At 64.5% G+C, this 12392-nt stretch carries 14 protein-coding genes; 7 read left to right on the top strand and 7 right to left on the bottom strand.

The window, feature by feature from the left end; translation table 11 throughout:
* Nucleotides 1-61: 61 nt before the first annotated feature.
* The 5 genes from OK352_RS12130 to OK352_RS12110 all read left to right on the top strand — a co-directional run bounded on the left by OK352_RS12130 (nucleotide 62) and on the right by OK352_RS12110 (nucleotide 4224).
* Nucleotides 62-706: a TrmH family RNA methyltransferase gene (locus OK352_RS12130; RefSeq protein WP_265141748.1), complete on the top strand. Its 645-nt coding sequence runs from the start codon at nucleotides 62-64 to the stop codon at nucleotides 704-706.
* A gap of 327 nt (nucleotides 707-1033) precedes the next feature.
* Nucleotides 1034-1864, top strand: a complete 831-nt coding sequence (locus OK352_RS12125; protein WP_265141747.1) for an ABC transporter ATP-binding protein — start codon at nucleotides 1034-1036, stop codon at nucleotides 1862-1864.
* On the top strand, nucleotides 1861-2544 hold the full coding sequence (locus OK352_RS12120; protein WP_265141746.1) for an ABC transporter permease: 684 nt from the start codon (nucleotides 1861-1863) through the stop codon (nucleotides 2542-2544). Before OK352_RS12125 ends, OK352_RS12120 begins: the two co-directional genes overlap by 4 nt.
* A complete protein-coding gene (locus OK352_RS12115; RefSeq protein WP_265141745.1) occupies nucleotides 2541-3266 on the top strand; it encodes an ABC transporter permease in 726 nt (241 codons plus the stop codon). The genes OK352_RS12120 and OK352_RS12115 overlap by 4 nt, the downstream gene beginning before the upstream one ends.
* Nucleotides 3267-3291: 25 nt before the next feature.
* Nucleotides 3292-4224, top strand: coding sequence for an ABC transporter substrate-binding protein (locus OK352_RS12110; RefSeq protein WP_265141744.1), 933 nt, complete (start codon nucleotides 3292-3294; stop codon nucleotides 4222-4224).
* 158 nt (nucleotides 4225-4382) lie between these two features.
* On the opposite strand, the gene OK352_RS12105 is transcribed toward OK352_RS12110, so the two are convergent.
* The 6 genes from OK352_RS12105 to OK352_RS12080 all read right to left on the bottom strand — a co-directional run bounded on the left by OK352_RS12105 (nucleotide 4383) and on the right by OK352_RS12080 (nucleotide 9357).
* A complete protein-coding gene (locus OK352_RS12105; protein ID WP_265141743.1) occupies nucleotides 4383-4691 on the bottom strand; it encodes a DUF4287 domain-containing protein in 309 nt (102 codons plus the stop codon).
* A 186-nt stretch (nucleotides 4692-4877) separates the two neighbouring features.
* The gene (locus OK352_RS12100) at nucleotides 4878-5465 is read right to left on the bottom strand and encodes a dihydrofolate reductase family protein (protein WP_265141742.1); all 588 of its coding nucleotides are present in this window, start codon (nucleotides 5463-5465) and stop codon (nucleotides 4878-4880) included.
* Between the two features lie 144 nt (nucleotides 5466-5609).
* Nucleotides 5610-7025 (bottom strand): argininosuccinate synthase, encoded by a 1416-nt coding sequence (gene argG / locus OK352_RS12095; RefSeq protein WP_265141741.1) that lies wholly within the window; start codon nucleotides 7023-7025, stop codon nucleotides 5610-5612.
* A 54-nt stretch (nucleotides 7026-7079) separates the two neighbouring features.
* Nucleotides 7080-7664, bottom strand: coding sequence for a TetR/AcrR family transcriptional regulator (locus OK352_RS12090; protein ID WP_265141740.1), 585 nt, complete (start codon nucleotides 7662-7664; stop codon nucleotides 7080-7082).
* Nucleotides 7661-8422 (bottom strand): hypothetical protein, encoded by a 762-nt coding sequence (locus tag OK352_RS12085; protein ID WP_265141739.1) that lies wholly within the window; start codon nucleotides 8420-8422, stop codon nucleotides 7661-7663. The genes OK352_RS12090 and OK352_RS12085 overlap by 4 nt, the downstream gene beginning before the upstream one ends.
* A complete protein-coding gene (locus OK352_RS12080) occupies nucleotides 8419-9357 on the bottom strand; it encodes an ABC transporter ATP-binding protein (protein WP_265141738.1) in 939 nt (312 codons plus the stop codon). The genes OK352_RS12085 and OK352_RS12080 overlap by 4 nt, the downstream gene beginning before the upstream one ends.
* Before the next feature lie 96 nt (nucleotides 9358-9453).
* On the opposite strand from OK352_RS12080, the gene OK352_RS12075 reads away from it, so the two are divergent.
* On the top strand, nucleotides 9454-9933 hold the full coding sequence (locus OK352_RS12075) for a DUF3151 domain-containing protein (RefSeq protein ID WP_265141737.1): 480 nt from the start codon (nucleotides 9454-9456) through the stop codon (nucleotides 9931-9933).
* Between the two features lie 46 nt (nucleotides 9934-9979).
* A complete protein-coding gene (locus tag OK352_RS12070) occupies nucleotides 9980-11266 on the top strand; it encodes an adenylosuccinate synthase (RefSeq protein ID WP_265141736.1) in 1287 nt (428 codons plus the stop codon).
* Nucleotides 11267-11367: 101 nt separating this feature from the next.
* Here OK352_RS12070 and OK352_RS12065 read toward each other — a convergent pair whose 3' ends face one another.
* A complete protein-coding gene (locus OK352_RS12065) occupies nucleotides 11368-12216 on the bottom strand; it encodes a TrmH family RNA methyltransferase (protein ID WP_265141735.1) in 849 nt (282 codons plus the stop codon).
* Nucleotides 12217-12392 lie beyond the last annotated feature (176 nt).

The following is a 12392-nucleotide window of genomic DNA, read 5'->3' as shown; positions in this document are numbered from 1 at the left end:
GTCAACCGAAAAATGATCTGGCTCGTCCGACGACGCCACTGTCTCCGGCTACGGTTGAGATATGACGGATGCTGCTTTGCCCCCGAGCCATGAGCTGTCGACGAACGGCGTTGGCCCGTGGCCAGGCGAGTGGCCCGAGGGGGAGCAGTACGACCCAGAGCTTCTCGAGAAGGGCGACACACGCAACGTCATCGATCGGTATCGGTACTGGCGCATGGAGGCGATCGTCGCGGATCTCGACGAGGTGCGGCATCCGTTCCACGTGGCGATCGAGAACTGGCAGCACGACATGAACATCGGCTCGATCGTGCGCAGCGCGAATGCATTCGCCGCCGATACCGTGCACATCGTGGGTCGTCGCCGCTGGAACAAGCGCGGTGCCATGGTGACCGATCGCTACCAGCACGTCGTGCACCACCCGACCGTCGGTGATCTGGTCGAGGCGGCGCGCGAAGCCGACCTGCCGATCATCGGCATCGACAACGTGCCGGGCTCGGTGATCATCGAGACGTTCGCGTTTCCCGACCGGTGCATCATGCTCTTCGGGCAGGAGGGGCCCGGGCTTTCAGCCGAAGCGATCGAGGCGTGCGAGGCCGTCGTCGAGATCAGCCAGTTCGGGTCGACGCGCTCGATCAATGCCTCCGCTGCTGCGGCTGTGGCCATGCACGCCTGGGTGACGCAGCACGTTTCGTTTGGGGAGTCCTGAGTCGCGCGTGTCGCGCGCCGCATGCGGCACCCCTCCCGTCATGCGCTACGCAATCGGAACCGAGCTACAGAAACTTCAGGAGCTCAGTTCCGATTGTGTAGCGCAGGGTCGAGGGGACGCTGCCCGTGCTGCTGTCCCTGCTGCCGCCGCGGATGCTGCCGCTCGGGTTGGGGAATACTGCCGTAGGGCCTCGACGTTACTGACCCTGAAGGTCTCAGGGGATGCTGCCGTGGGTCCGTCTTCCGGGGAATCGGCCGCCGTTTCTGGAGAATGTCGGTCATGTTCCCTAGTGTTGTAATCCACTGACGGGAAGGGTCGCCGACCACCATGATCCAGTTCGATCACGTCTCGAAGACGTTCCCCGATGGCACGCGAGCCGTTGACGACTTCAGCCTCACGATCCCCTCACGCCAGACCACCGTCTTCGTCGGATCATCCGGATGCGGCAAGACGACGATCCTGCGCATGATCAACCGCATGGTCGATCCCACGGGCGGCAGCATCCACATTGACGATGACGACATCGCGACACTCAACCCCGTGACGCTCCGCCGGCGTATTGGCTACGTGATGCAGAACTCGGGGCTGCTCCCGCATCGCACGGTCATCGACAACGTCGCAACCGTGCCGATGCTCACGGGCGTGAAGAAGTCCGCGGCGCACGCTGCGGCACTCGATCTGCTCGACACCGTCGGGCTCGATCGCGCGCTCGCCGACCGCTATCCCGCACAGCTCTCGGGTGGACAGCAGCAGCGCGTGGGTGTGGCTCGCGGCCTCGCCATCGACCCGAACATCCTCCTGATGGACGAGCCATTCGGCGCCGTCGACCCCATCGTGCGCCGCGAGCTCCAGCAGGAGCTCCTGCGCATCCAGAGCAAGCTCGCCAAGACCATCGTGTTCGTCACGCACGACATCGACGAGGCGTTTCTTCTTGGCGACAACGTCGTGATTCTCCGCCCGGGCGGACACATCGTGCAGGCAGGCTCGGCCGACGAGATCATCTCGGCTCCGGCTGACGACTTCGTCGCTGACTTCGTCGGAGCCAACGACGGCAAACGAGACCTCACCGTGCGCGAGCGCAACGGACGTCGCGTCGCCGTCGACCCGTCCGGACGCATCGCCGGCGTCTTGCGAGCGGAGCAGCCGAGCGACGCATGAGCTGGGTCTTCGCGAACGTCGAGCAGATCTGGGAGCTCACCCTGACGCACATCGGGCTGAGCATCCCGCCGATCGTGCTGGGGTTCCTGCTGTCGGTACCGCTCGGCTGGGTCGCCCACCGTTACGCGGTCTCGCGCAGCATCCTGCTCACTGTGAGCGGTCTGCTGTACACGATTCCGTCGCTGTCGCTCTTCCTTGTGCTGCCCGCGATTCTCGGTACGACGCAGCTCGATCCCGTCAACGTCATCGTGGCGATGACGATCTACGCCATCGCGCTGATGGTGCGGTCGGCAGCCGACGGCTTCGGCTCGGTCGAGCCGAGCGTGCGCCAGTCGGCGACGGCGATCGGGTATTCGGAGTGGGGGCGGTTCTGGGCCGTTGAGCTTCCTCTCGCCGGCCCGGTGCTTGTCGCAGGGATGCGCGTGGTGTCGGCCAGCACCGTGAGCCTCATCAGCGTCGGGTCGCTCATCGGCGTGTCGAGTCTCGGCTACCTCTTCATCGACGGGCTAAACCGGCAGTTCACCGTCGAGATTCTGACGGGCATCGTCGCCACGATCATCATCGCCGTCATCTTCGACCTCGCGCTTGTCGGACTGGGGCGACTCCTCATGCCGTGGACGCGGTCGAGCGCGAAAGCGCAGCGCCGCCGGGCCGCAGCCCGCGTGGAGGTGGCCGCATGAGCCTCTTCGCCGATGCCTTCGCGTGGCTGTTCGACGCCGCCAACTGGGCGGGGCCGAACGGCATCCCGATTCGCACTCTCGAACACCTTCTGTACACGCTCGTCACCCTCGTGGCCGCCGGTGTCGTCGGTGTGACGCTCGGGCTGTACATCGGGCACACCGGCAAGCTGCGCGGAGCGGCCGTTATCGTCACGGGCTCGCTGCGCGCCCTGCCGACCCTCGGGTTGCTGTTTCTTTTCGCGCTGTGGCTGGGCATCGGGCTGACGCCGGTGATCATCGTCCTGGCGATTCTCGCGGTGCCCCCGCTGCTGGCCGGAACGTACTCCGGCATCGAGGCGATCGAGCGTTCCACCGTCGATGCCGCCCGGGCGATGGGCATGACGGAATGGCAGATTCTGGCGAAGGTCGAGATTCCGCTTGCCATGCCTCTCATCGTGAGCGGGTTGCGCTCGGCCGCTTTGCAGGTGATTGCCACGGCGACGATCGCCGCATATCTGCCGCTCGGCGGGCTCGGGCGCTTTGTCTTCGACAACCTCTCGCTGCGCCGGTGGGATGCGGTCATCGGCGGCGCCATCGTCGTGACTGTGCTCGCGCTCATCGTCGACGGGCTTTTCGCCCTGCTCGAGCGTTCTGTCGTGTCGAGGGGCGTGCGCGCAGCGAGATCACGTGACGGCAGCGCGGCCCAGCCGGCGCGCAAATCAGTGGCGGCGGATGCCGCATGAGATGTCCATCAGAAGGGAATCACTAATGGGTACAGCACGACGGATGGCGGGCTTAGGGATCGCGCTCACAGCGGCGCTCGCCCTCAGCGCCTGCGGAAGTGCCGACACGATCTCCGGGTCGGGTGACGAATCGGAGGGCGGCAGCTCCACGATCAAAGTAGGCTCGGCTGGCTTCGCGGAGTCCGAGATCATCGCCGAGATCTACGCGCAGGCGCTGGAAGCGCAGGGCGTCACGGTCGAGCGCACGATGCAGATCGGCCAGCGTGACGTCTACATCTCGGCCCTGGAAGACGGCTCGATCGATCTGATCCCCGACTACTCGGGCAACCTGCTGCAGTATTACGACGATGGGGCTGATGCCACGTCGAGCGAGGACGTGTACGACGCGCTCACCGAGGCCGTGCCCGACGGTTTCGAGGTGCTCGATCAGGCGGAGGCAGAAGACAAAGACAGCTACAACGTCACGAAGGAGTTCAGCGAGGAGCACGGTGTGACAAGTCTCGCCGACCTCGCAGACGTCGATGAGAAGCTCGTCGTCGGCGGCAACCCCGAGCTCAAAGAGCGTCCCTATGGGCCGACCGGTCTGACAGACGTCTATGGTGTGCCTGCCGACAACATCGGGTTCACGCCGATCAACGACTCGGGCGGCCCGCTCACCGTTGAGGCACTCGCGAACGGTGATGTGAACGTTGCCGATCTCTTTACGACGTCACCGGCGATCGCCGAGAACGGTTTCGTGACGTTGGACGACCCCGAGAACCTGATCCTGCCGCAGAACGTCGTGCCGCTGATCAGCTCGGATGCTGCCACGGATGACGTCATCGAGACTCTCAACGCGGTATCGGCCGAGCTCACGACGGAGGAACTGATCGATATGAACGCGCGGAACCAGGGCGAGGAGAAGGCCTCACCGGCCACGATTGCGAAGGACTGGCTGTCGGGCACCGGTCTCGTCTGAGGCAACGGCAGCGGCTTCCCGCTGCTCTCACCGCAGAGTGAGATGACGCGAAATGCCCCTGGAAGGTGGCTTCAGAGGGGCATTTCGTGGCATCTCACTTCGTGTAGGTGCATCCGTGGGATGTGCCGCGAGTCAACGCATCATCGCGCCGCAACACCTCATTTCTGTGTGCCGGGTGATGCGGGATTCGAGGCTGCGCCATCGAGCCAGAGGGTGTCGGAATCGTCGCGATGAGCGCCGTCGGTTCCGACATGCGTGCTCTCGATCTGAGGGCCCTTCTTGATGACGTGGACCATCGCCATGCCGTGGCCGCGGCCGAGTCCGTAGTCGTCTTTGAGCCACGCGAGAATGACGCCGGCTTTGACATCGGCACCGTCGTAGCCGCGATCTTGTGCAATCTTGAGCAGTTCACGCGGGGTACGACCGGTTTTCGTCTCAACCGCGTCAAGGTAAGCCTGGAATGACATGAGGGTCCTTTCATCGAAGGTGTGGCGCGGATCATAGCAGTTCGCCGGAATGCTGCTCTGAATTCCCCGCAACCGACTGATCTTCGCTCCAGACTCATCGCCCAGTGACAGGGACGAGCGTGAACACAACATCGCAGCGGGAAGCAAAGCGTTCCTGCGCGCCTACCGTTGACACGCGCACGAGGCTCACGCGCTCCGGACGGCGCGGGCCGCCTCTCTTTTCACGCGATAGTGAAGATGAACCATCCCGTTCGAAAACTGATGTTCGTTGATGAGCTCGAGTGGTCGATGGATTCCTTCGGGGAAGAGCCTGTGGCCGCCGCCGACAAGTATCGGTGCCAGGTACAGGTGGCAGTCGTCGATCAGATCTGCCCGCCAGGCCGAGGCCGCAATATCAGCTCCGCTGATATTGAGATCCTGAGTCGCAGCATCCTTCATGGCCCGGACGCGCTCGGGATCGAATGTGCGCTCGATTCGTGTGTTCCGTGTCGACACCGATTTCAGGGTGCGTGAGAAAACGATCTTTTCTTTCGATTGCCAGATCTCGGCAAACTCGGCGCTGCCCGGTGATTGCTCAGCGGCCTGCGGGTCGGTCTCCCAACCGATCATCATCTCGTACATGGTGCGCCCGTAAAGGAAGGTCCCGACATTGCGCTCAGTCCTGTTGATGTCTGCGAGAACGTCTTCGTCGGGAACCGCCCAATCGAACTTTCCGTCAGCATCGTTGATGTAGCCATCCAGCGATGCGAGGAATGTGTACGTCAGCTTCGCCATGCGGGAACCTCCTCGTTCTGCGGATGCCCGAGGGATCCCGGTCCGCGATCGGCACAGCGTGTGCATCGATCGTAGTGCCATGCCGTCCGCGGAGGACAAACGGGCCGGGCCCTGAAGAGCCCGGCCCGTTTGCGTTGCGTCAGATCAGTCGACGCCGAACTCCATGGCGGCGGAGTCGAGTGCGCTTTCAGCATCCGTCGACTTCGAACCGGCGGAGATCGCCGCGGCTTCGCCCTCTTCGAGGTCGCCCATGAACTTGGCCGTCTCGCCCGAGACGATGCCCTGCGCCGTGTACTGCTCGAGGCGCGAGCGTGAGTCGGCGATGTCGAGGTTGCGCATCGTCAGCTGCCCGATGCGATCGGTCGGGTCGAACGCGGCGTTCTCGACGCGCTCCATCGAGAGCTTGTCTGGGTGGTAGCTGAGGCGAGGACCCTGCGTGTCGACGATCGTGTAGTCGTCGCCCCGGCGCAGCCGCAGCGTGACAGAACCGGTGACGGCGGAACCGACCCAGCGCACGATCGACTCGCGCAGCATGAACGACTGCGGGTCGAGCCAGCGGCCTTCGTACATCAGGCGGCCGAGACGGCGGCCCTCCTGGTGGTAGTTCGCGATCGTGTCTTCATTGTGGATCGCGTTCAGGAGGCGCTCGTAGGTGATGTGCAGCAGCGCCATGCCCGGAGCCTCGTAAATGCCGCGGCTCTTTGCCTCGATGATGCGGTTCTCGATCTGGTCTGAGACACCGAGACCGTGGCGGCCACCGATGGTGTTCGCCTCGTGCACGAGGGCGACGGCATCGTCGAATTCGACGCCGTTGATGGCGACGGGGCGCCCCTCGTCGAAGGTGACGGTCACCTCTTCGGTGGCCACCTCGACGTCATCGCGCCACGCGGCGACGCCCATGATCGGCTCGACGATGTCGACGCCGGCGTTCAGGTGCTCGAGGGTCTTGGCTTCGTGCGTCGCACCCCAGATGTTGGCGTCTGTCGAGTACGCCTTCTCAGCCGAGTCGCGGTACGGGAAGCCGTGCTCGACGAGCCACTCGCTCATTTCCTGCCGCCCACCGAGCTCGGCGACGAACTGGGCGTCGAGCCACGGCTTGTAGATGCGCAGACGCGGGTTGGCGAGCAGACCGTAGCGGTAAAAGCGCTCGATGTCGTTGCCCTTGTAGGTGGACCCGTCGCCCCAGATGTCGACGCCGTCTTCCTTCATGGCGCGCACGAGCATGGTGCCGGTTACCGCGCGACCCAGTGGTGTGGTGTTGAAGTAGGTCTTTCCGCCGCTGCGAATGTGGAACGCACCGCACTGCAGGGCGACAAGTCCCTCCTCGACCAGGGCCGATTTTGCGTCAACCAGGCGCGAGATCTCAGAGCCGTACTCGGTGGCGCGCTCGGGGACCGTGTCGATGTCGGGCTCATCGTACTGGCCGATGTCTGCCGTGTACGTGCAGGGGATTGCGCCGTTGTGGCGCATCCAGGCGACGGCGCACGAGGTGTCGAGGCCGCCCGAGAAGGCGATGCCGACGCGTTCGCCGACGGGAAGGCTGGTGAGGACTTTGGACATGCCCTCAATCTTAAGGTCGGACGGCGAAAACACCGAAACGGATGCCGCCTCTGGCTACGCTTCGGCCATTCGGCGCACCATCTCGATGAGCTGCTCTCCAGCACGCGTGAGGTCGAGCTCGTTGCGCGTCCACTGATCGACGAGAGCGTCGATCGACCCGCCGATGCAGACGGCACAGGTGAATGCGTCAAGATCTGCGCGGAAATCGCCTTCCTTTTTCGCCTGCTCGACGAGTCCGGCGAAGTCATGCCAGCGTGACCGTGTGTCGACACCGTCTCCGTGTCTCAGGGACTCGGACAACAGGGCGACGTGCGTCGGGTTGTCACGCATATACGCGAGCATTGAACGGATGTACGTCTCAATCGCAGTTGCGGCGGTCGGGGCTGACTCCATGTCGGCTCCGACCTTCGTGACGATGCCATTCGTGACCTGCTCGACGGCGGCAGCGAGCACGGCATCCTTCGTCGAGAAGTAGTAGATGACGCCGGCTTTCGTAAGCCCCGCCGCATCGGCGATCTTCTGAAGTGAGGTTCCCGCGAGCCCGTGCTGAGAAACCTGCTCGATCGCTGCCGTGACGAGTTGCGTTCGGCGAGCGCTTTCGGTGAACGTTGGTGTGGAGTCTCTGGATCCTGAGGTCACGAGCCGCCGTCTCTCCGTGCGAACAGAGTAACCGCGATGACAGACGCGGCCACGATCCAGCATACTAATGTCACGGTTCCGCCCAGCGCCCCGAGCTCTTCGACGTGCGAGGCAAGACCGGCGACGCTGTGTATCGCCGCCGAGGGGCTGACGGGTGCCAGCGCTTCGGCCACTCGATCGCCGAACCACGGTGTGATCCCGGCAACCAGCACGAGGGTGAGAGCTGTCATAATCGCGCCGCCCGTTGACCGAAACACCATGGCCGCGCACGCCGCGACGAGGCCGTAGAAGACGGGCATGAGTGCACTGCCGAAGAGCGTGCGGATGCTGTTGCCCGCGACGACAGCGAACGGGTCATGACCTCCGATCGCGAGCGCGATCGCGGCCACCACTGACGTGCCAGCCAGCGCGACGATTGTGATGCCGATGCTGATGATTCCGACGGAGCCCAGTTTGGCTCCGAACAATGTGCGACGGCGGGGCGTGAGCCAGAGGCTCTGGGTAATCTGCCCCGTGGAGAACTCGGAGCCGACGGCCACACTGGCGAGCACGATTGTCGCGACGGCGCAGGCGTCAAGTCCGAGCGCGCTCGCGCTCACGATGTTCTCTGCTGACAGGTCAGCGAGACCGCTGTTCTGCGTGACCGGCAGTGTCGCGCAGATGATCACTGCAACGGCCGGACCGGCTCCCACGGCAATCAGTGCCAAGGGCATGAAAATTCTGAGCTTCAGCAGCTCAGAGAGCAGGGCGGTCTTCATCGTGATTCTCCTGTCGCCGTGAGCTCGAGAAACGCTGATTCCAACGTGCCCTCATGCGTCCAGAGCTCGGTCAGCGGAACACCGGCTTCGAGAGCCTGTACGCCGACGGTGTGCGTGTCGAGTTCGGTGATGTCAATGGCATCCGGCCGGTCCCTCACAGCTCGAGTCGTTCCGCCAGCACGTTCAAGCCGCTCGCGGAGGCGGTGTACATCGGGGGATGCGGCGCGTATTGCGCCGGTTGTCCGCGCGGAGAAGTCGGATGCCGCCATGTCGGCGACGAGGACTCCGCGGTGCAGCACGATGACGCGGTCGGCGGTTGCCTGCATCTCGTTCATCAGGTGACTCGACAAGAGGACGTTTCCGCCGTCTGCCGCGAACGCGCGAAGCGCATCACGCAGCCAGACGATTCCCTCGGGATCGAGTCCGTTGAGCGGCTCGTCGAGGACGAGCACAGATGGGTCGCCGAGGAGTGCAGCGGCAAGCCCGAGTCTCTGTCGCATGCCCAGAGACAGCCGGGACGCTCTGACGTGGCCTGAGTCGGCAAGGCCCACGCGCTCGAGCGCAGGGGAGATGCTTGAGCGGGGGAGCCCGTTTGCCGCTGCAACCCAGGCGAGGTGATCGCGCGCCGTGCGTCGCGGGTGGACAGCGCTCGCGTTGAGCATGGCGCCCACGGTGCGGCCTGGCGCGTCCAGAGCCGACATGGGGCGACCTCCGACGAGCGCGGATCCGCTGCTCGGCTTATCGATCCCGAGCAGAATGCGCATGGTCGTGGACTTGCCCGCCCCGTTCGGGCCGAGGAATCCGGTGATCGCGCCGGGGCGTATCGTCGCGGTGACGTCTCGCACCGCGACGTGTGTTCCGTATGATTTCGAGACGCTATCGAACGTGATCTCGAGTCCGCGCATCATGCTCCGATCGCCGAGGATGGTTACCACGTGGTTTGTACACTAACCATGTGGTTAGTCACTTGTCAATCGGCGCGCACGGCGCTTCTCAGAGGACGTGCGCGACCCGGTTGGTACGATTGGGCTGTGACCGAAAACAATCTGCTTGGGGTTCCAGAGACGCACCTGCCTGCAGAGCCCGAGGTTGAGGCAGCTCTCGAGGGTGCGGACACCGTCGACGCCATCGCGGAGGTGGTGCAGAAGCACCCGTCGTCTGCGCTCGCCTGGGCGGTCTACGCCGAACACGTTCTTCACCCGGCACACCCGCTCGAGGGCTATGCGGCGGCTCGAGTCGCGTATCACCGCGGCCTCGACGCGCTTCGCAAGGCAGGGTGGCGCGGGCAGGGTCCGATTCCCTGGTCGCACGAGCCGAACCGCGGAGTGCTGCGGGCACTCTATATTCTGCGGAAGGCCGCCGACCTCATCGGCGAGAGCGACGAGGTCACACGACTCGACGAGTTTCTGCGCGGTGCCGACGACACGGCTGGCGCGCGCATCGAGCTTCTCGGAACAAAGCGGGAGCCCGCGCCGTCGACAGAAGCGTTTGTGATTCGCGGCGAAGACTGAACAGCCGGCACGCAACGCACCACCACCCCATAGAGAGGCATCCACTATGCCAGGAATCGTGATCGTCGGCGCCCAGTGGGGCGACGAGGGCAAAGGCAAGGCCACCGATCTGCTCGGAAGCCGCATCGACTACGTCGTCAAGTTCAACGGCGGCAACAACGCCGGCCACACCGTCGTCATCGGCGACGAGAAGTACGCCCTCCACCTGCTGCCGAGCGGCATCCTGACCGAGGGTGTCACGCCGGTGATCGGCAACGGCGTCGTCGTCGACCTCGAGGTGCTCTTTGACGAACTCGACGCGCTCATCGCCCGGGGCGTGGACGTGTCGAAGCTCCGCGTCAGCGCCAACGCCCACGTGATCACGCACTACCACCGCACGCTCGACAAGGTGACCGAGCGGTTCCTCGGCAAGCGGCAGATCGGCACGACGGGGCGGGGCATCGGTCCGGCGTATGCCGACAAGATCAATCGCGTCGGCATCCGGATTCAGGATCTGTACGACGAGAACATCCTGCGCCAGAAGGTGGAGGGTGCCCTCGACGTCAAGAACCATCAGCTGGTGAAGATCTACAATCGCCGTGCCATCGAAGCAGACGAAATCGTCGACGAACTGCTCTCGTATGCCGAGCGGCTGCGGCCCATGGTCGCTGACACTGCGCTCGAACTGCATGAGGCGCTCACGGACGAGAAGATCGTCCTGTTCGAGGGCGGCCAGGCGACGATGCTCGACGTGGATCACGGCACGTACCCGTTCGTCACCTCGTCGAACGCGACATCGGGCGGCGCGGCCACCGGCTCGGGCGTCGCACCGAACCGCATCGACCGCGTCATCGCCATCGTCAAGGCGTACACGACGCGCGTCGGCGCCGGCCCCTTCCCCACGGAACTCTTCGACGAGTGGGGCGACTACCTCCGCGAGACGGGCTTCGAATTCGGCACGACGACGGGGCGGCAGCGCCGTGTCGGCTGGTATGACGCGCCGGTCGCACGCTACGCGTCGCGCATCAATGGTGTCACCGACTTCGTGTTGACCAAGCTCGATGTCCTGGACGATCTCGACACGATCCCCGTGTGCGTCGCCTACGATGTCGACGGCGTGCGCTTTGACGAGATGCCCGTCAACCAGTCGGACTTCCACCACGCGAAGCCGATCTACGAGGAGTTCCCGGGCTGGAAGCAGGACATCACCGGATGCCGCTCGTTCGACGATCTGCCGAAGAACGCGCAAGACTACGTGCTCGCCCTCGAGGCGATGTCTGGATCACGCATCTCGGCGATCGGCGTCGGCCCCGGGCGCGACGCGATTGTGGTGCGTCACGACCTCGTCGACTGACAGGCTCGTTGGTTGACTGCCTTGTTGACTGACTGACAGCCTCGTTGGCTGACGGGCTGACGGGCTGACGGGCTGACGGGCTGACGGGCTGACTGCCTGCCTCAGCGTTGCGCGCGCTGCCGAGCGGCCTCGTACAGCAGAATCGACGTGGCATTGGCGGCGTTGAGCGACGAGGCGTGGCCGCCCATCGGAATGCGGACGAGCAGATCGCACGCATCGCGCCAAGCTGCTGACATTCCGGAATGTTCGTTGCCCGTGACGATCACGGTCGGCACGGTGAGGTCGACGTCCCATACATCGTGGGTTCCCTGCTCATCGGTGCCGACGATCTGCAGGGCGCTGCCGGATGACCGCATGTGGTCAGCCCAGTCGAGAACCTGGGCGGCGCTCGGCATCCGGACGATCGGCGTCACGAGCGTCGAACCCGTTGACGCGCGCAGCGCCTTCGTGTCGTAGGGGTCGGCAGCGTGCCCCGTGACGATCACCCCATGGCCGCCGAGCGCGTCGACGGAGCGCACGACCGACCCGATGTTGCCGGGAGACGACGGACGATCCAGCGCGACAAGGAGCGCGTCGTCCGGGACGGGTATACGCGTCGGGTCATCGGCGGGGATGCCGACGATCAGAAGGACCTCGGGTGCATCGTCGTCTTTCTCACCGAGTTCGCGCATCAGCTCGGCTGCGACGTGGAACGACGTGGCGCCGCTTTTCTCCGCCGCCACGATCGTGTCTGCTGCCCAGCGTGAGGGCGTCGCACCGTCGACATGCAGAACAGCGCGAATCTCGTGCGCTGAGCCGAGAGCGAGAGTGATGGGGCGGACTCCCTGGACGACCATCTCGCCCGCGCGATTGCGCTTCGTGCGGTTACTGATGAGCGTCTGCCAATACTGGAACGTCGCGTTCCGCGTCGTGACGCGCAGTGCAGAAGCGGACCGTCTTTTCGGTGACATTGGCAAGAACCTGTTCTCTGTCGGTGTGCGGATGCGGGTTGCGCACGGTGGCAGGCGACACACGGATGCTGTCGCCGCATCCCTGTTGTGCTCTGGAGGCAGCGCCTCCCGTGATGTTTCCTCAGCAGGATGCTGTCATACCGCGAGCCGTCATCGCAGCTGATTCCGCACCAGGA

Source organism: Microbacterium sp. MPKO10 (assembly GCF_026107415.2).
Lineage (GTDB): Bacteria > Actinomycetota > Actinomycetes > Actinomycetales > Microbacteriaceae > Paramicrobacterium.
Note: the sequence above shows the minus strand (reverse complement) of the source record. Positions and strands in the feature narration are given on the sequence as shown.

Excerpts from the sequence above, each read along its gene's own strand:
- OK352_RS12130 (WP_265141748.1), top strand. The coding sequence starts at position 62 with ATGACGGATGCTGCTTTGCCCCCGAGCCATGAGCTGTCGACGAACGGC.
- OK352_RS12125 (WP_265141747.1), top strand. The coding sequence starts at position 1,034 with ATGATCCAGTTCGATCACGTCTCGAAGACGTTCCCCGATGGCACGCGA.
- OK352_RS12120 (WP_265141746.1), top strand. The coding sequence starts at position 1,861 with ATGAGCTGGGTCTTCGCGAACGTCGAGCAGATCTGGGAGCTCACCCTG.
- OK352_RS12115 (WP_265141745.1), top strand. The coding sequence starts at position 2,541 with ATGAGCCTCTTCGCCGATGCCTTCGCGTGGCTGTTCGACGCCGCCAAC.
- OK352_RS12110 (WP_265141744.1), top strand. The coding sequence starts at position 3,292 with ATGGGTACAGCACGACGGATGGCGGGCTTAGGGATCGCGCTCACAGCG.
- OK352_RS12105 (WP_265141743.1), bottom strand. The coding sequence starts at position 4,691 with ATGTCATTCCAGGCTTACCTTGACGCGGTTGAGACGAAAACCGGTCGT.
- OK352_RS12100 (WP_265141742.1), bottom strand. The coding sequence starts at position 5,465 with ATGGCGAAGCTGACGTACACATTCCTCGCATCGCTGGATGGCTACATC.
- argG (WP_265141741.1), bottom strand. The coding sequence starts at position 7,025 with ATGTCCAAAGTCCTCACCAGCCTTCCCGTCGGCGAACGCGTCGGCATC.
- OK352_RS12085 (WP_265141739.1), bottom strand. The coding sequence starts at position 8,422 with ATGAAGACCGCCCTGCTCTCTGAGCTGCTGAAGCTCAGAATTTTCATG.
- OK352_RS12070 (WP_265141736.1), top strand. The coding sequence starts at position 9,980 with ATGCCAGGAATCGTGATCGTCGGCGCCCAGTGGGGCGACGAGGGCAAA.
- OK352_RS12065 (WP_265141735.1), bottom strand. The coding sequence starts at position 12,216 with ATGTCACCGAAAAGACGGTCCGCTTCTGCACTGCGCGTCACGACGCGG.